Annotated in this window: 18 protein-coding genes; 4 read left to right on the top strand and 14 right to left on the bottom strand. The window is 59.9% G+C overall.

The features are described 5' to 3' along the window. Window positions 1-4 precede the first annotated feature (4 nt). The 3 genes from JKL48_RS01760 to JKL48_RS01750 form a co-directional block, all read right to left on the bottom strand. Entirely contained in the window at window positions 5-775 is a 771-nt protein-coding gene (locus tag JKL48_RS01760; RefSeq protein WP_201977757.1) for an exodeoxyribonuclease III, read from the bottom strand. 137 nt (window positions 776-912) lie between these two features. Continuing rightward, window positions 913-1,305, bottom strand: a complete 393-nt coding sequence (locus tag JKL48_RS01755; RefSeq protein WP_201977756.1) for a hypothetical protein — start codon at window positions 1,303-1,305, stop codon at window positions 913-915. Next, entirely contained in the window at window positions 1,302-1,715 is a 414-nt protein-coding gene (locus JKL48_RS01750) for a carboxymuconolactone decarboxylase family protein (RefSeq protein ID WP_201977755.1), read from the bottom strand. Before JKL48_RS01750 ends, JKL48_RS01755 begins: the two co-directional genes overlap by 4 nt. A 219-nt stretch (window positions 1,716-1,934) precedes the next feature. Between JKL48_RS01750 and JKL48_RS01745 the strand changes: the two genes are divergently transcribed. Then, on the top strand, window positions 1,935-2,636 hold the full coding sequence (locus JKL48_RS01745) for a ComF family protein (protein ID WP_201977753.1): 702 nt from the start codon (window positions 1,935-1,937) through the stop codon (window positions 2,634-2,636). 73 nt (window positions 2,637-2,709) lie between these two features. Here JKL48_RS01745 and JKL48_RS01740 read toward each other — a convergent pair whose 3' ends face one another. The 3 genes from JKL48_RS01740 to JKL48_RS01730 form a co-directional block, all read right to left on the bottom strand. Then, window positions 2,710-4,005 (bottom strand): SUMF1/EgtB/PvdO family nonheme iron enzyme, encoded by a 1,296-nt coding sequence (locus JKL48_RS01740; RefSeq protein ID WP_201977751.1) that lies wholly within the window; start codon window positions 4,003-4,005, stop codon window positions 2,710-2,712. Window positions 4,006-4,073: 68 nt separating this feature from the next. Beyond that, on the bottom strand, window positions 4,074-5,105 hold the full coding sequence (locus tag JKL48_RS01735; RefSeq protein WP_201977743.1) for a PorP/SprF family type IX secretion system membrane protein: 1,032 nt from the start codon (window positions 5,103-5,105) through the stop codon (window positions 4,074-4,076). A 125-nt stretch (window positions 5,106-5,230) separates the two neighbouring features. Continuing rightward, on the bottom strand, window positions 5,231-6,454 hold the full coding sequence (locus JKL48_RS01730) for an OmpA family protein (RefSeq protein ID WP_201977737.1): 1,224 nt from the start codon (window positions 6,452-6,454) through the stop codon (window positions 5,231-5,233). 465 nt (window positions 6,455-6,919) lie between these two features. Here JKL48_RS01730 and JKL48_RS01725 point away from each other — a divergent pair, with 465 nt between their 5' ends. Next, complete coding sequence (locus tag JKL48_RS01725) at window positions 6,920-9,952, top strand: AsmA family protein (protein WP_201977736.1); 3,033 nt, start codon at window positions 6,920-6,922, stop codon at window positions 9,950-9,952. A 279-nt stretch (window positions 9,953-10,231) separates the two neighbouring features. Next, the gene (locus JKL48_RS01720; RefSeq protein WP_201977730.1) at window positions 10,232-11,074 is read left to right on the top strand and encodes a DUF4382 domain-containing protein; all 843 of its coding nucleotides are present in this window, start codon (window positions 10,232-10,234) and stop codon (window positions 11,072-11,074) included. Window positions 11,075-11,294: 220 nt separating this feature from the next. Here JKL48_RS01720 and JKL48_RS01715 read toward each other — a convergent pair whose 3' ends face one another. From JKL48_RS01715 to fumC, 7 genes are all read right to left on the bottom strand, one after another. Beyond that, the gene (locus JKL48_RS01715) at window positions 11,295-11,825 is read right to left on the bottom strand and encodes a gluconokinase (protein ID WP_201977728.1); all 531 of its coding nucleotides are present in this window, start codon (window positions 11,823-11,825) and stop codon (window positions 11,295-11,297) included. A gap of 284 nt (window positions 11,826-12,109) precedes the next feature. Then, window positions 12,110-12,604, bottom strand: coding sequence for a DinB family protein (locus tag JKL48_RS01710; RefSeq protein WP_201977726.1), 495 nt, complete (start codon window positions 12,602-12,604; stop codon window positions 12,110-12,112). Between the two features lie 92 nt (window positions 12,605-12,696). Continuing rightward, window positions 12,697-13,155, bottom strand: a complete 459-nt coding sequence (locus JKL48_RS22965; protein WP_236668554.1) for a DUF6970 domain-containing protein — start codon at window positions 13,153-13,155, stop codon at window positions 12,697-12,699. A gap of 90 nt (window positions 13,156-13,245) precedes the next feature. Further along, window positions 13,246-13,653, bottom strand: coding sequence for a diacylglycerol kinase family protein (locus JKL48_RS01700; protein ID WP_317191883.1), 408 nt, complete (start codon window positions 13,651-13,653; stop codon window positions 13,246-13,248). Further along, a complete protein-coding gene (locus JKL48_RS01695) occupies window positions 13,646-14,239 on the bottom strand; it encodes a GNAT family N-acetyltransferase (RefSeq protein ID WP_201977724.1) in 594 nt (197 codons plus the stop codon). Before JKL48_RS01695 ends, JKL48_RS01700 begins: the two co-directional genes overlap by 8 nt. Before the next feature lie 68 nt (window positions 14,240-14,307). Continuing rightward, complete coding sequence (locus tag JKL48_RS01690) at window positions 14,308-14,931, bottom strand: hypothetical protein (RefSeq protein WP_201977722.1); 624 nt, start codon at window positions 14,929-14,931, stop codon at window positions 14,308-14,310. Between the two features lie 86 nt (window positions 14,932-15,017). After that, the gene (gene fumC, locus JKL48_RS01685) at window positions 15,018-16,412 is read right to left on the bottom strand and encodes a class II fumarate hydratase (protein ID WP_201977720.1); all 1,395 of its coding nucleotides are present in this window, start codon (window positions 16,410-16,412) and stop codon (window positions 15,018-15,020) included. Between the two features lie 233 nt (window positions 16,413-16,645). On the opposite strand from fumC, the gene JKL48_RS01680 reads away from it, so the two are divergent. Next, window positions 16,646-17,029: a dodecin family protein gene (locus JKL48_RS01680; RefSeq protein WP_201977719.1), complete on the top strand. Its 384-nt coding sequence runs from the start codon at window positions 16,646-16,648 to the stop codon at window positions 17,027-17,029. A gap of 226 nt (window positions 17,030-17,255) precedes the next feature. Here the strand turns inward: JKL48_RS01680 and JKL48_RS01675 are convergent, their stop codons facing one another. Next, entirely contained in the window at window positions 17,256-18,488 is a 1,233-nt protein-coding gene (locus JKL48_RS01675) for a S8 family serine peptidase (RefSeq protein WP_201977718.1), read from the bottom strand. Between the last annotated feature and the right edge of the window lie 249 nt (window positions 18,489-18,737).

The following is an 18,737-nucleotide window of genomic DNA, read 5'->3' as shown; positions in this document are numbered from 1 at the left end:
TCTGCTACAATACCTCCACCCAGGCCGGGCAATGGTCAGAATGCACCACATCGGGCAACAGACCTGCGCCGGCCAGCCGTGGTTGCAGGGCCGCATCGGCCAGCCAGTGGTCGAGGCGCCAGCCCACGTTGCGGTCGCGCGAGCCGGCCCGGTAGCTCCACCACGAGTAATGGCCCGGTGCCCCGCCGTGGTGATGCCGAAAAGTATCAACCAGCCCATCGGCCAAAAAATCGGCAAACCACCGTCGTTCTTCCGGCGTGTAGCCGGGGCTGTTCTGGTTGGCCTTGGGGTTGTGCAGGTCGATAGCCGTCTGGCAGCAGTTGAAGTCGCCGCCGATGAGCAGCGGCGGGGTTTTTCCATCGGTTCGCAGCTTCGCCACGTAGTCGCGAAAAAAGTGCAGCCACTCTACCTTAAAGGCCTGCCGCTCCGGCCCGCTGGTGCCCGAGGGCATGTAGGTATTCAGCACCGATACATCCTCAAAATCAAGCCGTAGTACACGGCCTTCGTCGTCGTAGCAACGCTGGCCGCAGCCGTGCACCACGGCTTTCGGCTCCACCTTCGAGAAAACGGCCACGCCGCTGTAGCCCGGTTTCTGGGCCGGATGCAGGTAAGCGAAGTAGCCCAGCTTCTCGAAGCCCGACACGTCCATCGGCTCGCGGCTGGCCTTGATTTCCTGCAGGCACAGCACGTCGGGTGCGGCCTCAGCTACCCAGTCCAGCAGGCCTTTGCTCAGGGCCGAGCGCAGGCCGTTGACGTTGTAAGAAACGATTTTCATGTGGTTTTCTGAATTAAACTCAGGCCGTCCTGCTGAGCGCAGTCGAAGCATCTCTACCACATAACTAATCCAATTAACAGGATTTACTATTGCAGTAGAAATGCTTCGACTGCGCTCAGCAGGACGGCCTATATAGCTTATAGGTCATCTCCCGGGTCCAGCGCGAAATACTCCAGAATGTGCCACTTCAGCATGCGCTCCTGCTCTTTCAAATTAGCAAAAGGCACGGGGCGCAGCAGCTTGTAGTGAGGCCAGCCGTCCTCGTCCACGTGCGTCTGCTCGTAGTGGCCGCTCAGGCTGAACAGCCGGCAGGTAGCAATGTGCATCAGGTCCTGTTTTTGCTCCTTGGTGAAGGTGGTCAGGCCCTGGTTCAGCTCCTGAATGCCGATGAGCAGCAGCAGCGCGTTCAGGTCCGGCCGCTTGCCGAAACGCTCCTGCATCTCCACCATCAGGGTTTCCCAGCGGGCATCGAAGTCGGCTTCGGCCTCGGGGTGTTCGGCTGGGGCGGCGTGGTTCAGGTCCTCGCTCATGCGGCGGGCTGGCCGTCGTGTTCGGCTTTGTGGGCAGCCAGGGCGGCGCCGTCGTGGGCGCCGGCGCCGGCTTCCGATTTCAGGATTTCCCAGTATTCCACCGCCCGGCGGAAGTGCGGAATCACGATGCTGCCGCCGATGATGTTGGCAATGGCAAACACCTCGTAAATCTCCTCGTCGGTGAGCTTTTCCTCGAAGCATTTGCCCACGTGGTACTTGATGCAGTCGTCGCAGCGCAGCACCATGGAGCAGGCCAGGCCCAGCATTTCCTTGGTTTTCACGTCGAGCGCGCCGGCTGCGTAGGTGTTGGTGTCGAGGTTGAAAAACCGCTTGATGACCTTGTTATCGGCCGCCATGATGGTGGCATTCATGCGCTGGCGGTACTCGTTGAATTCGGTTACTTGGGACATTTTTAGGGAATTAGCTAAGAGAAAAGCACGGTCATGCCGGGCGCAGCCGAGGCATCTCGCCTGCAGCAGTAAACCAATCGTTCAACGAATATGATTACTTCTCCGAGCGAGATGCTTCGACTGCGCTCAGCATGACGTAATTAGGGGGAATGACCACGAATTTTGGCTACATTGCTTCTTCAAAATTACTCCTAAACCTCGCTCCCATTTCTACCGCTCATGCTCCGCACGCTCTGGGCCGATTTTGTGGGCCTCATCTACCCGCGCCTGTGTCTGGCCTGCCAGGAGCCGCTAATGACGGGCGAAAGCCACCTCTGCACCGGCTGCCGGGCCGAGTTGCCGTATACCGATTTCCACCGCCTGCCACCCGACCAAAACCCGCTGGGCCGTCGCTTCTGGGGCAAGTTGCCCATCCGCCACGCCCTGAGCTACCTGCGCTTCATACGTCACGGCCGGGTGCAACACCTGCTCCACGAGCTCAAGTACCAAGGCCAGCGCGACGTGGGCACCGCCCTTGGCCAACTCTATGGAACTGAATTATTCGCCGCCGGAATAGCGGCCGATTTCGACCTCATCGTGCCCGTGCCGCTGCACCCGCGCAAGCTGGCCAAGCGCGGCTACAACCAGGCTGCCGCCTTTGCTACCGGCCTTTCGGAGGGCTTGAAAGTGCCCGCCAGCAACACCGCCCTGCGCCGCACCACCAACACCAAAACGCAAACCAAGAAGAACCGCGCTGAGCGTTGGGAAAACGTGGCCACCGTGTTCGAGGTCGAAAACCCTGCCCATGTCGCAGGCCGCCGCATTCTGATTGTGGATGATGTGCTGACCACTGGGGCTACCCTGGAGGCCTGCGGCGCGGTGCTGCTGGCGGCAGGAGCTGCCGAGGTAAGTATTGCCACCATTGCCTGCGCCGACCGTTAAAATTCAAAACATCCAAAATAAAAAGGCCGCTCCTTATTCAGGAGCGGCCTTTTTATTCGCTTGAAGAATCGGCTTACTTGTTCGAGCCAGCGTTAATCATGGCGCAACGGAAACCGATGGTAGCCGTCGAAGAATCTTCGGCCATGAAGCGGCGGGTGCCGGGCGAGAGCCAGTAGGCCACATCGCGCCACGAACCGCCTTTGTACACGCGCACGTGGTCGTCAATCAGCGACTGGTAACCGCCACGGCCGGCGGCGTTGGGGTTTTTGTCGTACTTGTCGGCGGGGTCACCCACGCCGTTGCGGCGGAAGGGGTTCAGGTCTTCTACGTCCTGGAACGACAGGGGGCGGTACACGTCCTGTACCCACTCGTTCACGTTACCGGCCATGTTGTAGAGGCCGTAGTCATTCGGCGGGTACGAGTAGATGTACTCCGTAATCATAGCACCGTCGTTCAGGCTGCCGGCAATACCGGCGTAGTCACCGCGGCCGCGCTTGAAGTTCGCCAGGAACTGGCCCATTTTGCCGCCGTACGAGTTGCGGGTCGATTTGCCATCCCAGGGGTAAATGCGCTTCTCTTCCTGGTTTTCGTTGCCCACTTCCTGGGTGCCGATGAGGGCCTGGGCGGCGTATTCCCACTCTGCCTCGGTGGGGAGGCGGTAGTTGGGCAGCGTGTTGCCGTTTTCGATGGAGGTTGAGCTTTTGCCGTTGCCCAGTGCACCGGCAGTACCCATGGTGCCTTCGGCGGCGGCGCCTTCAGCGGCACCTTTGGATTTTTTCTTGCCAAACAGGCCACCTTTGCCCGACTTGCTGTCGCCACCGGCGGCGAGGCGCTCGTTTACTTTGGCGGTACGCCAGGTGCAATAGTCGTCGGCCTGCAGCCAGCTCACGCCCACCACGGGGAAGTAGCGGAAGCCGGGGTAACGCAGGTAGTAAGTCACGTAGGGGTCGTTGAACGACAGGTCGCGCGCCCACACCGTGGTATCGGGCAGGGCCGACTTATAAAATTCTTCGGCTGAGTCGGTGCGGATAAAGTGCAGGTATTCGAGCCAGTGAATGTTGGCCACCTCGGTCATGTCCATGTAGAACGAGGCAATGGTCACGGTGCGCTCGATGTTGTCGTGCGTCATCGTTACGTCTTCTTCCTGCGAGCCCAGCACCGTGCGGCCGCCTTCGATAAACACCAGACCGGGGCCTTCGGGGATTTTCTTGAAGTTGGCCACGGCCATGCCCTTCTCGGTGTTGTACTCAATACCCGTCGTAGAGGAATATTTGCCCGGTTTAGAGGCCGTTGGCGGGCCTTTCTTGCCGCAGCTTGCCAGCACCACAAGACCCAGCGTGGCTAAGCGTAGATAATGAGTTAATTTCATAACAAAGTTAAAAAAGTATGAGGGCTGAAGAGTTATCTAAGGTAATTAGGACGCAATAATACAAAAAATTAAAATGCCGGACAAGGGGCTTTTGGGTAAACCCGTCTTTTTAGACGGCGATGCGCATTTTCTAATCGGTCAAATGCCCGCAAGGCCAGGGTCACTTCGTGGGCCCCGCCCAGCTCGGAGCTTAGCTGGCTCAGGCCCACGTCGTAGCTGTAGCCCACGCGCAGGGCGCCGGCCTGCACACCGGCCACCACCGCTACCAGCTGCTGCGGCCTAACGCTGCCGGGCAGGGAAATATTGCGATATACGGCGCCCAGCGTGACCGGCGATGCGGTGAGATAAATGCCGGTTTCAACGCGTTGGGAGCCGCCCTGACGGGTGTAGGCCGCCACGGGCGTGTAGCTTACCTCGCGGTTGGCCACGCCCTGGCCGGGCTTGATGGCAAATAGCTTGTACCCCCCCGAGATGCTGAGCAGAATGGGCAGCTGGCTTTCAGTGCGGAAGCCCAAGCTGGGTTGGTTGAGGTGCTGGCCGGCCACGCTCAGCCAGCCTTGCTCGGTGTAAAGCACGGCGCCGGTGCCCAGGCTGAGGTAATTGACAGGCGGAAAATCCAGGGATTCGGCCGAAGGGCCGACCACGCTGCCATCTTCCTGAATCTGGTCGCCGAACACGAAATTATCATATCCGACGCGCTGGCGGCCGTAGCTGGCGCGCAGGCCGCCACTCAAGGCCAGCTTTTCGGTGAGGCGGGTGTGGTAGGCGTAGAGGGCGCCGATTTCGAGGCGGGTATAGCCCACGGCGCCGGCGCGGTCCTGGTTGATGAGCAGGCCAAGCGCGTGGTGCTGGCCGGGCTGGTTGAGGCGCAAATCAGCAGCGGCCTGCGAGCTGACGAACGAGCCGGACAGGGTGGGAAACTGGTTGCGGTAGCTCAGCGTGACGCTGTAGTCGTCGACCAGGCCCGTGAAAGCCGGGTTGGTGTGCAGGCGCGTGGCAAAAGACTGAGAGAAAAAAACGTCCTGCGCCTGTGCTTCCCCCACGGAACCCAACAGCAGCGCGGCCGCTACTGAAGCCGGCCGCCGGAATGAAAAGCGCAACGCAGAAGAAAACACTGACATAGGAACCCGCACAACGCCGCCACCGGGCGTTTTAGTGCAGCAGGCAACGACGAAGGTAAGGCACTGCCAGGCCGCAAGAGCTATGCCAGACGCGGCCCAGGACCTTATTTCTGCAGCACTTTCACGCTTAGGCGGCGGTTTTTGGCGCGGCCTTCGTCGGAGTTGTTCTCGGCAATGGCGTAGTTGGAACCGTAGCCGCGGGCGTCGAGGCGGCTGGGGCTGATGCCCATTTCGACCAGGCTGGCCCAGGCGGTACGGGCACGGGCTTCGCTCAGCTGCCGGTTCACTTTATAAGTCCCGGTGCTGTCGGTGTAGCCACCGAGCTTGATGCAAGCGTTGGGAAAGGCCCGCAGGATGGTGGCAATGTTGCGCAGCTGGCCGATGGACTCCGGCGTAAGCGTGGCCTTGCCGGGATTGAAGAATACCCGGTCGAAGTTGTACCAGCCCTGGGTGAGGTCCAGGGTGTCCACCAGGGTGCTGGGGTTGGCCAGAAACCGGTACAGGTAGCTCTCGGTCGAATTGATGCCAACGCCCGTAATGACGCTGCCATTGGCCAGCTTCAGGGCAGTAGGCTGGCCGGTTTCGTAGATGTAGTTTCCGCTTTTGGCGTCGAAATGACCGGGCACGATGGGGTCGGCCACTCTGACTTTGGTGCCGGGCTTGCGGTCGGGGTAACGGTTGTAGCGCTTGTAGCGAGGGGCAGTAGCCGTTGGAACTGCTGTTGCGGAGGCCACGGCACCCGGCAGGTCCGCAGCCGGACCAGTAGACAAACCGGATGAAGACCCCGCTGTCGAATGGGCAGCCCCTGCTTTGGCAGCACTCGCTTCCGACGCCACCCTAGCACCGGCCTGAGCCGCAGCGGGCGAGGTTGGAGCGGTGCTGGTTGTGAGCAGCACGGGGCCACCCACGGCTGCTTCCTTAGCCAGGGTGAGCGTGGTGCCATTTGCCGAATTATCGGCGAGGTCGCGGGCTTTGGTTTTGCCCAATTTGCTGAGGGTAACGGTGAAGTTAGCCGTTTTTCCGGTTTCCAGGAAGATGTTTTCAACCGTCTGCGGGCGGTAGCCGCCTTCGCCAACTTGAATGAGGTACGGGCCGCCCACCAGCAGATTGGCAATGACGAAGCGACCCGAAGCGTCGGAGGCTGCGGCGTACCGGGCGCCCGAAGGCATGTGAACCACCGTGACGGCGGCCCCTGCCAGGGGCTTCCGCTCTTCCGACTGCACGCTGCCCATCAGACTCATGGCGGGCGTTTGTGCAGCGCCTGAGCGCGCTACACTCGTCAGCAGGCTAAGCAATACCAGCGGCAGCAAAAAGGCAAAACGCTTCATAGTCAACAGAGAAATTGTAATCGTGACGAGGTAGATAGAGCAGTTTTCAGGTTGGTGGATGGAGGTAGAGACACAAAATGTTGCGTTTCTACCTCCATCCACCAACCTGGAAACTGCTCTAAGTAGCCAATAGCAAGGTGTTATCCGGACCGATGCATTGCCGAGAAACAACAGCTAGTTGGTTGATAAGCCAAAGGTAAACCAAAAACCAATTTGTAACAATTTTCAAAATATTTATAACTTATTCAATCTAAAAAATTTGATTTTATTGATTGCCTCCCAGGCTGATGAACTTGCGGACGAGCATCAAGCGAAAGCCGGCCGCGTTTCTGGTGGTTTGCACTTCTGCGTTGCGCGGGTTGGGACGCTGGAAATGCGTTTTGGGACTGCGACGGTGCAAAAGCAGGCACGGTCCTGGTTTTACCTTTGTTGGGTTGGTTCAGCTATTCATTCAATACCTGTTTTATGCGGAAAATACTGTTGGGACTGTTGGTTTTTGTGGTTGTGTTGGTGGCTGCCGTGGTGGCCGCGCCCTTTCTGTTTAAGGACAAGCTGCGGGCGCTGGCCGACAAGCAGATTGCCCAGCGCGTGCGGGCCAAAGTGGAGTACGACCCGAACAACATCGGCGTGAGCCTGCTCCACTCCTTCCCGGATTTGACGCTGGACATTAAGGAATTGCGCGTGATTGGACTCGACTCGTTCAGCCGCGACACGCTGGCTTACCTGCCCAACCTGCGCGTGGGGCTGGACGTGATGACCGTCATTAAGGGCCAGGAAATCAAGATTAATACCGTGGAGCTGGAGCGGCCCGACCTGAGCCTGCGCCGCCTGAAGAGCGGCCGCGCCAACTGGGACGTGATGATTTCGGACTCGGCGGCCGCGGCCAAAGGTCAGGATACCAGCCAGGTGAGCCTCGCCATCAAGGGCTGGAAGCTGACGGACGCGCACCTGCGCTACGAGGACCTGACTCTCCCCTTCCGCATGGAGGCACGCGGCGTGAACCACAGCGGCAGCGGCGACTTCGCCAGCAATGTGTTCGACATGACGTCGAAAACGACGGCGGCCGACCTCGACATGACCTACGGCGGCGTGGCCTACGTGACGGACAAGCAGCTTGATGCCGACGTGACGCTGAACATGGATTTGAATAAGAACCTCTACACGTTCAAGGACAACAAGATTAAGCTCAACGACTTTCCGTTCAGCTTCGCGGGTGCCATTGGCTTGCCCAATGCGACGGACATTACCTACGACCTCACCTTTAAGGCGCTGGAAACCGATTTCAAAACCTTGCTCAGCCTGGTGCCGGGTGTGTTTACCGAGAAGTTTAAGAACATTGAAACCAGCGGGCTGGTGGCCTTTGATGGCTACGCGAAGGGCACGCAAACGGCGACGCAGCTGCCCGGCTACGGCGTGAACCTGACCGTAACCAACGGCCGCTTCAAGTACCCGGACCTGCCACGGGAGGCCAAAAACATCAACCTGAAAATGAAAGTGGACAACCCGACCGGCGTGACCAACGACGTGAAGGTGAATATTCCGCAATTCCATCTGGACCTGGGCCCTGACCCGGTGGATGGCAACATTGCCATAGACGGGCTGAACCCCATGAAGGTGGACGGCCGCGTGAAAGCCAACGTGAACCTGGCGGAGGCCCTGAAGGTGTATCCGGTGAAAGACCTGGCTATGCGCGGGCAGTTTTTTGTGGATGGCACGGCCAAGGGCGTGTATTCCAAGACCCAGATGCCGGTGGTGAATGCCGCCATCCGTCTCGCCAACGGCTACGTGAAATCGGCCAAATTCCCGGCTCCGATTGAGAACATCAACCTGAGCGGGACGGTGGTGAACACCACGGGTCAGGTAAACGACACCCAAATCAACCTGCCTCAGTTCAAGATGGTGCTGGAAGGCGAGCCGCTGGAAGGCCGCCTCACGGCCCACAACATCGACAAGCCGGTGTTCGATACCAACGTGCGCGGCACGGTGGATTTGACCAAGATTACCAAGATTTTCCCGCTCCAGGGCATGACCGTGACGGGCCGCGTGGCCGGCGACATTGCCGCCAAAGGCAACATGGCCGATGTAGAAGCCGGCCGCTACCAAAACGTGGTGGCCAGCGGCACGGTGCGGGCCAGCAACGTGACCTATAAGAGCAAAGACCTGCCGCAGGGCGTGAAAATCAGCAGCGGCACGGCCACGTTCAACAACAACCAGATTGCGCTGCAAAGCCTGAACGGGGTGGCCGGCAGCTCTGATTTTGCGGCTTCCGGCACCATCAGCAACTACCTGGGCTATTTGTTCACGCCGGGGCAGTCGCTAAAAGGCAACCTGACGGTGAACTCGCGCAATTTCAATGTGAACGAGTGGATGGTAGACGAGGTATCGGCCAAACCCACGGTGGCGACTACCGGCGGCAAGGCCCCGGCCAAGGCCGAGGGCGTGCTGCAGATTCCGAAGTTCTTCGACCTGGTGCTGAACAGTCACGTCGACAACGTGACTTACGACAACCTCAAGCTGACCGATGCCAAGGGCGTGGTAGCCGTGAACGACCAAACGGCTACGCTCAAAAACCTGACGTTTAATACCCTAGGCGCCAGCTTTGGCACCACGGGCAGCTACAGCAGCAAGAACCTGGCGCACCCGAAATTCAACTTCGGGCTGAATATCAACAACCTGAGCTTTCAGAAGGCCTTTTCGGCGTTCAACACCATCAAAACCCTGGTGCCGCTGGCCAGCCAGGTGGAGGGCGTGTTCGGCACCACCTTCAACGTGAGCGGCGAGATGGGGCCCGATATGTTCCCGAACCTGGCCACGCTGAGCGGCAAGGGCATTTTCGACGTGATAAAGGCGGCCATCAATCAGTCGGAAGTAATGACCAAAGTGGCCAGCCTGACCACCCTGCCCGAGCTGAAAACGCTGGTGGTGGTGAACAAAAAAATCCAGGCCAACCTGGTGGATGGCAACCTCGTGGTGCAGCCCTTCGACCTGACCATTGGCGACGTGAAGATGACGCTGGGTGGCCAGAACAGCCTCACCGGCGCGCTGGCCTACGTCACGGCCATCAACACGCCCACCGGCAAGCTCGGCAACGCGCTCAATGGCAAGCTCACGCAGCTCACCGGCGTGCAAAACATTCAGGGCACCGACCGCGTGACGCTGGGCCTCAACATTGGCGGCACGGTGAAGGCGCCGGTGGTGAAGCTCACCAGCGGCAGCATGAAGGCCCAGGGCCAGACGCTGGTGAAAAACGTGGCCAAGCAAAAAGCCCTCGACCTGCTGGGTGTGAAACCCCGCGCCGTAAGCAAGGAAGACAGCATCCGCCGCGCCGGCCAGACGGCCGAGGAAGCCGCCGCCCAGGCCGAGCTCGACAAAAAGCAGCAGCGCATCGACGCGGCCAACAAGGCCAAGGAGCAACTGGCCAAAGGCTTCAATAGCCTCTTTGGCAAGCCGAAAGCCAAGCCCAAACCCGCAGAGCCGGCCGACACGGCGAAGCATTAGCCGCAATCAGGAGAATGATTGAGCTAATGAAATTGAGCGAATAAACCGTCCTGCTGAGCGCAGTCGAAGCATCTCTACCACGTAACTATTCCTGACGATTGAGTTAGTGTTGAGGTAGAGATGCTTCGACTGCGCTCAGCAGGACGGTTCAGATGATTCTCGGCCAACTCAACGGCTTCCAAAGAAACTTTGGCAGTATAATTGGAGTATGGGAAGCTCAGGTAGCCTATTGGTTGCCAAAGGCTTGTATTATTTCCATTTTTAGTTAGCCATTAACCTATGAAAGTTCTCCGTCTATTGCCCCTTGCAGGGGCTGCCTTGTTGGGGCTGGCCAGCTGCTCGAAAAGCACCTCGGAAGACGCTAATTCGTCGAAACTGGAAGTGCGGCTGATGGATGCGCCCGGCGACTTCCGGAGCGTGGTGCTCGATGTGCGCCAGATTGAGGTGCACCTGAAGGAGGAAAACGACCCCGATGGCTGGAAAACCTTGGGCTTCACCCCACAAGCCATCAACGTACTCGACTATGTGAACGGCCGTTCGGCCCTGCTGGTGAGCGACGACTTTGCCCCCGGCGACCTCAAAGAAATTCGCCTCATTTTGGGCCCCAACAGCTACGTGGTGGGCCGCGACGGCCAGCAATATGACCTGAAAACGCCCAGCGGCCAAACTTCGGGCGTGAAGCTGAAGCTGGAAAAAGCGACCTTGAAGCAGCGCGAAACCTTCCAGCTGCTGCTTGATTTCGACGTGGCTAAGTCCATTGTGGAGCGCGGCACTTGGAAGCCCGGCAACGACAAGAAGGAGCGTTACCTGCTCAAACCCGTCATTCGGGTGGTGGCGCAGGACCTGCGCGGTGGCCTGCGCGGCACCGTGAGCCCGGCCGCCGCTTTGCCCCAGATTCTGGCCATTCGCAGCTCCATTCTCGGCCCCGATACGGTGAGCACCTGGGCCGATGCTTCGGGTGCCTACCAGATTAACGGTTTGGCGGCCGGCACCTACCGGGTCGAATTTTTCCCCAGCACCACGGCCCCGACGGGCCAGCCAGCTTACGTGAACAAGGTGCGAACCGGCGTGGTGGTGACCAACGAACAGGTGAGTGACCTCGGCACCACGTCGCTGAACTAGCCAACAGATTAAATGCAGCTAGAGCGGTTTCGGGGTCGGTGTACCGTAGCGCGAACTTTGTCGTTCGCGTCCCCGCGCCAGTCGCGTCGATAAGATGGCATGGTGACGCGAACGACAAAGTTCGCGCTACTTCCAGCGCCTTTATACCGACTCCAAAACCACTGTAATAAAAAGCCCCAGCAATTTATGTTGGGGCTTTTTGCTGGTCGGTAAATTGCGCCTAGGACGTAGTAACAGAATCTGCCGGCTTTGTTCCAACGGCGGGGTTTTGCTGTAGCGCAGTCACTATCTGCTCCACCAACTGGGATGGGGTGTTCGTGATGGATAGATGGAGGGCATAGGCCGGCTTTTCCAGTGTTGCCAGCTGCGAGTCGAGCATGTTCGAGTGCATAAAATGACCCTGGCGCGTACCCATTCGCTCCAGGAGCAATTCCTTGGGGCCATCCAGCAGCACCCAGTGGAAGGGCTCTGGTACGTGGCTTTGTAGCGTGGTGCGGTAGCTTTCCTTCAGAGCCGAGCAGGCCAATACGGCCCCGCCAGCTTGTGCCCACTGGCCGAGGTCGGTAGCCAGGGTAGCCAGCCAGTCGCGCCGGTCCTCATCGGTGAGGGGCGTGCCGTGGCTCATTTTCTCGATGTTGGCCTTCGAATGGAAGTCATCGGCGTCGTAAAACGGCAGCTTTAGTTGCTGTGCCAGCTGCTGGCCAACGGTGGTTTTGCCGCAGCCCGAAACGCCCATAACGATAAAAATCATGTGCCTGAATGGAATGAGAAATGAAACCGCAATGTACGCTTGCGCACATACTGCGGTGGTAAAATGGCAGCTGCTAAGCCGTCGTGCCGAGCGCGGCGAAGCATATCGCGTGCAACTCTTGTCATCCTGAGCGCAGCGAAGGACCTTCTCATCGAAGAACAGTTGGCTTGGCAATAAATTAACTGGCACAGGCTTGAGAAGGGCCTTCGCTGCGCTCAGGATGACAGGCGGCGCGGTAGAGATGCTTCGACTTCGCTCAGCATAACGGGCTGTATGGTCAGCCGCTACAGCTGCGGCTGCACCTGCCCGCTCATTTCGCGGCAGTAAGTAATGAAATCGGTATTGACGGGTTCCAGGCCGCCTTCGCGCATTTTGGTGGCTACCTGGCCGCGGTGGTAGCTGGCGTGCATCACGGCATGGGTCAGGATGTCGCTCACCTGCGAGTCGAAGGCATCGCCCTGCGAGTTGGTGTACTGGATGTGGCGGTTCAACTCAGCATCATCGTGCTGGGCCTGGGCGCAGAGGTCGGCCAAGTGCTGGGAGGTTTGCTCGTGCCAGTGGTGCAGGCCGGCCAGGTCGTGTTCCTGCCACACTTTCAGGGGGCTTTGGGTGCCGCTGAGGCGGGCAATCCAGATGGCTTGGGCGTTGATGACGTGGCTGAAAATGCGCAGGGCCGGCTGCGGCGCTTCTTTGCCGGCGGCCACCGACGAGTCGAGGCGGCGCAACAGCGTTTCGTTGGCCCAGACGTTGAAAGCGCCGAGCTTGGCAATGGTGTCCATGATGATAATGAAGAATTGGGAATGAGGAATGAAGAATCGGTGGAATGAGGCAGTTGAATAAATTCTTCATTCCTCATTCCCAATTCTTCATTCTACCGTGGGTCTTGCCAGACCAGTTTTTCGTTGGTTTTCTTCTTGTCGAAATCCGGGCATTTGCCATCGCCCCGGCCCGTGATGCCGCCATCGGGCTGGCAAATCAGGCGGCCTTTGGTGTCAAAGAGCTGGGAAAATTGGTCGCAGCAGGGCGCCGTTTCAAAGTACACCGTCTGGCCGTCGTACTGATAGCTCAGAATGCGGGTGATGGGGTTGCGCTTGCGCTCAGCCAGCACGGCGGCAATGCGGGCTTTGAGCCAGGCGGGGCGGTGGGTGGTGTCAGATTCCATAACGCGGGCATATACGGGGTCCACGGTGTTGGCGCTGGTGGGGGCGGGCGTGGAGGTGCCGGCCACGTTGGGTCCTTCGGGGGGCGTGGTGGGCGTGGTCACGCTCACTTGCTGGCGGGCGCAGGCCGTGGTCAGGAGCAAGGAGAAAGCGAGAGAAAGCAGGCGCATGGCAAGAAAATAAGGCAGGAGCCGGCCGATAACCGACCGGCCGGCTATGGTTACGCCCCCGGCAAGCAATGGTTCAGAATAGCCCCCGCATTAGTGACTAAAAATCCTGGGCCCGAACACCAGCACCCCCACCACTGCCGCACCCAGCGCGGCCAGCAGCACGGCCCCGGCCGCCACGTCCTTGGCCTTGCCCGCCAGCGGATGGTAGGCCGGCGAGGCCAGGTCCGTGAGGGCCTCAATGGCGGTATTCATCAGCTCGGCTGCCCACACGCAGGCCACCGAAATAGCCACCAACGCCCACTCCAGGCGCGAAATGCCGCAGTAAAACCCCAGGCCGATAACCACCACCGTCGTGGCCGCATGAAAGCGCAGGTGCACCTCGGAGCGCAGGGCGGCCCACACGCCCCGAAAGGCGTGGCCGAAGCTCGCCACGCGCCGCCGCCACAGGCCATTGGGCGGACGCAACGGGCCGGGGCCGGAAGAAGCCGGCTCAGCCACGAACGTCAAATTGTTGGAAAACCGACTCGCGCAGGGCCGGCCACTCCGGCCGGATGACGCTGAAAATAACGGTGTCGCGCCGGATGCCGCCCTGCGTGGGCCGGTGGCTGCGCAGGGTGCCTTCCTCGGTGGCGCCCATGCGGCTCATGGCCGTGCGCGACTTGTGGTTGCGCGCGTCGGTTTCCAGCTCCACCCGCTCGCAGTCGAGCGCGCCAAACGCGTGGCTGAGCAGCAAGTGCTTGCAGGCCCGGTTCAGGCCCGAGCGCTGGAATTTGGTGCCCACCCAGGTGTAGCCAATGCTCAGGCGCTTGTCGGCGGGCGCCACGTTGTAGTAGCTGGTGCTGCCGGCCAGCTCCCCGCTTTCGCGGTTGATGATGGCAAACGGGTAGCGCAGGTTCTGCTCGCGGGCTTCCAGCGCTTGGCGGATGTAGGCGGCCAGACTCACCGCGTCGTCGCCCCGCGTGAGGGTGTATTTCCAGATGTCGGCATCAAACGCTACTGCTTTAAGGGGCTCAAAATCGGTGATTTCCAGCGGACGCAGGCGCACGCGGTGGTTTTCGAGGACGATGGGCGTGGAGAAATCCATGCGAGGCAACGAAGAGCAAATGAGTTGGCAAAGTTGCCTTCAAAAATTCAAATCAACCCACCGGCCCACTAGGGGCGCGCCGGGCAATGCCGGGCCACGTAGCGACGGTATTCGGCGTAGGCGGGCTCTTGCACCAGGTTTTTCAGGGCGCGCACGTGCGGGTCGGCCACGTCGTTCGACTGGCTGCGAAGCAGCATAAAATGCAGGCCGGCTTGCAGCGGGCCGCAGTCGCCGGCTTCGGCCAGCCGACGGGTTGCTTGCAGCGAGTAGTCGAAGGCGGCCCGCTCGCTGGCGTCGGGCGTGCGCTGGGCCTGCGGCATAGTGCGGAAGTAGTGCAAGTGGCCGATTTCATGATAGAAAACCACCACCATGCGGTTGTCGTCGAAGCCCGGCTGGGGACTTTGCAGGTAGCGCACATCCAGCCGCACGGCCCCGTTGGGAAACGCGGCGGCCGGGCCGTCGTTGCGGCCGTTGCGCACGAGCACCAGCCGTTTGAGCAGTGTATCCTGCTGTTGCACCTCCCGCACTGCCCGGTAAAACGTGGGGTACTGTTTGGCACTGGCCAGCAGCGCGGCCCTGGCCGTGGCCGAGTCGACCGGAACGGCTTGCGCCAGCTGGGCCGAGGCAGCCACTGGTGCAACAACGCAAAACACCAGCACCAACAGATACGGGAGAAGCCGAAGGGGTTTCATACTACAAGCTACAAAGCAAAAGCGCAGCCCGGAGCAGGACTGCGCTTTGACGGTTTGACCAGAACAACGTTCAACGAAGACGGCGCTTACATGCCCACCATTTCCTCGGGCTTCATCCACTCGTCAAACTGCTCGGCCGTGAGGTAGCCCAGCTGAATGGCAGTTTCCTTCAGCGTTGAGTTGTTTTTGTGGGCGGTTTGGGCAATTTCGGCGGCCTTGTAATAGCCGATATAGGGGTTGAGGGCCGTCACCAGCATCAGGCTGCTGTTGACGTGCTTCTTGATGTTGGCTTCGAGGGGCTCGATGCCCACGGCGCACTTGTCGTTGAAGCTCACGCACACGTCGCCGATGAGGCGGGCCGAGTGCAGGAAGTTGTAAATCATGACGGGTTTGAACACGTTCAACTCGAAGTGGCCGTTCATGCCGCCGATGTTGATGGCCACGTCGTTGCCCATCACCTGGGCCGCCACCATCGTCATGGCTTCGCACTGCGTGGGGTTCACCTTGCCGGGCATGATGCTGCTGCCAGGCTCATTATCAGGAATGTGCAGCTCGCCGATGCCGGCGCGCGGGCCTGAAGCCAGTAGGCGAATGTCGTTGCCGATTTTCATCAGCGAGGCGGCTACGGTTTTGAGGGCGCCGTGGGCTTCCACGATGGCGTCGTGGGCGGCCAGGGCTTCAAACTTGTTTTCGGCCGTGACAAAGGGCAGGCCGGTGAGGTCGGCAATGTGCCTGGCCACGTTCTCGGAGTAGCCTTTGGGCGTGTTGATGCCCGTGCCCACGGCGGTGCCGCCCAGGGCCAGCTCGCTCAGGTGGGCCAGCGTGTTTTTGATGGCGCGCAGGCCGTGGTCGAGCTGCGACACGTAGCCCGAAAACTCCTGGCCCACGGTGAGCGGCGTGGCGTCCATGAGGTGGGTGCGGCCGATTTTCACGATGTGCATGAACTTTTCACTCTTGGCTTTGAGCGTGTCGCGCAGCTTCTCGATGCCGGGAATGGTGGTTTCGACCAGGATTTTGTAGGCCGCGATGTGCATGGCCGTCGGGAACGTGTCGTTCGAGCTTTGGCTCTTGTTCACGTCGTCGTTGGGGGCCAATACTTTCTTTTCATCGGCCAGCTGGCCGCCTTGCAGCACGTGGCCGCGGTAGGCAATCACCTCGTTCACGTTCATGTTGGACTGCGTGCCCGAACCGGTTTGCCACACCACCAGCGGGAACGAATCGGCGAGCTTGCCGGCCAGAATTTCGTCGCACACCTGGCCAATCAGCTCGGCCTTTTCGGCGGGCAGCACACCGGCGTCGCGGTTGGTGAGGGCAGCGGCTTTCTTCAGGTAGGCGAAAGCGGCAATGATTTCCTTGGGCATCCGGTTGATGTCCTGGGCAATGGGGAAATTCTCGATGCTGCGCTGGGTCTGGGCGCCCCAGTAGGCGGTAGCAGGCACTTGCACGGTGCCCATGGTGTCCTTTTCGGTGCGGAAATCCATGCTGTTGGTGAGGTGGTGAAGAGTGAAATGGTGGGTTTTGAAAAGCCAAAGCGGCCGTGGCCGGGTGCAAAAGTACACCACCGCCGAACCGTGACATTTATTTCAACCAGAATGGCCAAGAAAGGACTGCCCGCGTACACGGAAAAGCACCGCAGGTACTAAACACAGCCGGCGCCTCCGGTTGCCGCCCCGCCCCGCACACTCCCCATTTCACTGTTTCACCACCGCCATCCATGTCCGCCATCAAACAAGTCATTGAAATTCTGGCCTCGTCCGACAAAAGCTTCGAGGATGCCCTGCAACGTGCCATCACGTCGCTCAGCAGCTCGGTGCCCAATATTTCTTCCATCTACATCAAAGACCAGAGCTGCAAAGTGCGCGACAACCGCATTGTGGAGTACCGCATCACGGCCAAAGTGAGTTTCGGAACGCCGGTGGAGGACTTCGACATGACGGAAATCGAGCGCACCTTCGACGAAGCCCCCATGCCAGCCGGCAACGGGGCCCCCGACTACAGCCACCTCGCCCTGCACACCGCGCCCGACCTGCCTACGCCCGCCACGCCCGAAAATGGCAGCGCCACCGAGCCTGGCAGCGGTGGCGGCTACAGCGGCTAACGGTTAACACCGGAAGGCCGTCCTGCTGAGCGGAGTCGAAGCATCTCTACTGCTTCGTTGCTTCGATTGGATTCGTATTGAGGTAGAGATGCTTCGACTGCGCTCAGCAGAACAGTCAACTTTATTCGGTTAACGTGGTACAGCAACTTGATACAAACACTCCTACTGCCAAAACAAAAAGGCAGCCCGCGGGCTGCCTTTTTGTTTTGACTAAAAGTTGAACCCGCTACAGGTGCGCAATGGCGTCGGCCGAGCCGTCGGGGTCGTTTATCACGGTGCCGCTGGTGGTGAAGCTCTTGCCGCGCATCAGCAGCACGCCGGCCATGTGCGGCGTCGCCATCGAAGTGCCGCTGATGGTGTTGTACGTGCCGCCTTTCCAGGTCGAATTGATGTTGACGCCGGGCATGCAGTAGTCCACGGGCGGGTTGCCGTAGTTCGAGAAGTAGGCCCAGGTATCGGTGTTGTCCATGGCCGAGATGGTGAAGACATTAGTGCCGTTCACGCGGGCCGGCGAGGTGAGGGTGGCGCTGGCGCCGTCATTGCCGGCCGCCAGGGCGAAGAGAATGCCTTTATTGGAGGCGTTCAGCACCGCATCGTCGAGGGCCTGCGAGGCGCTGCCGCCGAGGCTCATGTTGGCCACGTCGCCGGCTTGGGCATTGGCGCTTACATAGTCGATGCCCGAAATCACGCCCGAGCTGGTGCCGCTGCCGTTGTCGTCGAGCACACGCACTGCTATCAACGTAGCCCCGGCGGCCACGCCCACCACACCAATCGAGTTGTTTTTGGCGGCAATGGTGCCCGAAACGTGGGTGCCGTGGCCGTTGCCGTCGTTGGCCGAGGCATAGTCGGCGCCGCTGCTGCTGCTCAGAAACGAGCGGCTACGGTTTGCGTCCACGGTCAGGTCGGGGTGGGTGAGGTCAATGCCCGTGTCGATAATCCAGGCGGTTTTACCGGTGCCGTCGCCGGTGCCCACCCGGGTGATGCCGTAGGGCGTGGTCTGGACCGGCTGGGTGGTCGTGGTGGTCGTGCCGCCTTTCACCGGCTTGCCGAGGCTGATAATCTTGTCCTGCTCCACGTAGGCCACGCGGCCGTCGCTGGCCAGGGCGGCGGCTTCCGGCCCCGTGAGGCGGGCCGAAAAGCCCTTAAATACGTGCCCATAGGCGCGGTCGACGGCGGTGGCCTGGAGGCCGCGGCCCCGCAGCAGGGCCTGAGCGGCAGCCTTCACTTTGCCCACTTTGTCGTTGTAGGTATCGGTGGCCGAGGTAGCCACCGCGTTGTCCTTCAGCACCACAATGTACTGGCCGGGAATCAGGTCAGCGGCCTGGGAATCGGCGGTGGAGGTGCTGGTGGCTACCGAGCTGGTGGGCGCCACTTCCTCCCGCGAGCAGGAGTAGAAGGTGCAAGAGGCGGTGAGCATTAAGCCGCTGAGCAGCCAGGAGGTCGACTTAGATTTCTGCATTAAGCTGGGGAAATAAAGTGGATGATTAGCGAAGCGGAATCGGCGGCAGAAAGGCAGCGAAGTCAAAGAAAGTTCCAGGCAATAGTTGTCTTTGTCCTGGATTTGTTTAGTGCTGTTTCTTTTCGAGGATAAAATCAGGCACATCCGAAATCGGGCCCGGATGCTGGTATTCTAGGCTATTCCTCATATTCTGAGTACTAAACCAGTGCCGCTATTAAAAAATTCCTAAAATTAATGTTTGTTGAATAT

This window comes from Hymenobacter rubidus (assembly GCF_016734815.1).
GTDB classification, from domain to species: Bacteria; Bacteroidota; Bacteroidia; order Cytophagales; family Hymenobacteraceae; genus Hymenobacter; species Hymenobacter rubidus.
Note: the sequence above shows the minus strand (reverse complement) of the source record. Positions and strands in the feature narration are given on the sequence as shown.

Bases quoted from the DNA above. Each gene is read 5' to 3' on its own strand.
- JKL48_RS01760 (WP_201977757.1), bottom strand. From the start codon at position 775: ATGAAAATCGTTTCTTACAACGTCAACGGCCTGCGCTCGGCCCTGAGC.
- JKL48_RS01755 (WP_201977756.1), bottom strand. From the start codon at position 1,305: ATGAGCGAGGACCTGAACCACGCCGCCCCAGCCGAACACCCCGAGGCC.
- JKL48_RS01750 (WP_201977755.1), bottom strand. From the start codon at position 1,715: ATGTCCCAAGTAACCGAATTCAACGAGTACCGCCAGCGCATGAATGCC.
- JKL48_RS01745 (WP_201977753.1), top strand. From the start codon at position 1,935: ATGCTCCGCACGCTCTGGGCCGATTTTGTGGGCCTCATCTACCCGCGC.
- JKL48_RS01740 (WP_201977751.1), bottom strand. From the start codon at position 4,005: ATGAAATTAACTCATTATCTACGCTTAGCCACGCTGGGTCTTGTGGTG.
- JKL48_RS01730 (WP_201977737.1), bottom strand. From the start codon at position 6,454: ATGAAGCGTTTTGCCTTTTTGCTGCCGCTGGTATTGCTTAGCCTGCTG.
- JKL48_RS01725 (WP_201977736.1), top strand. From the start codon at position 6,920: ATGCGGAAAATACTGTTGGGACTGTTGGTTTTTGTGGTTGTGTTGGTG.
- JKL48_RS01720 (WP_201977730.1), top strand. From the start codon at position 10,232: ATGAAAGTTCTCCGTCTATTGCCCCTTGCAGGGGCTGCCTTGTTGGGG.
- JKL48_RS01715 (WP_201977728.1), bottom strand. From the start codon at position 11,825: ATGATTTTTATCGTTATGGGCGTTTCGGGCTGCGGCAAAACCACCGTT.
- JKL48_RS01710 (WP_201977726.1), bottom strand. From the start codon at position 12,604: ATGGACACCATTGCCAAGCTCGGCGCTTTCAACGTCTGGGCCAACGAA.
- JKL48_RS22965 (WP_236668554.1), bottom strand. From the start codon at position 13,155: ATGCGCCTGCTTTCTCTCGCTTTCTCCTTGCTCCTGACCACGGCCTGC.
- JKL48_RS01695 (WP_201977724.1), bottom strand. From the start codon at position 14,239: ATGGATTTCTCCACGCCCATCGTCCTCGAAAACCACCGCGTGCGCCTG.
- JKL48_RS01690 (WP_201977722.1), bottom strand. From the start codon at position 14,931: ATGAAACCCCTTCGGCTTCTCCCGTATCTGTTGGTGCTGGTGTTTTGC.
- fumC (WP_201977720.1), bottom strand. From the start codon at position 16,412: ATGGATTTCCGCACCGAAAAGGACACCATGGGCACCGTGCAAGTGCCT.
- JKL48_RS01680 (WP_201977719.1), top strand. From the start codon at position 16,646: ATGTCCGCCATCAAACAAGTCATTGAAATTCTGGCCTCGTCCGACAAA.
- JKL48_RS01675 (WP_201977718.1), bottom strand. From the start codon at position 18,488: ATGCAGAAATCTAAGTCGACCTCCTGGCTGCTCAGCGGCTTAATGCTC.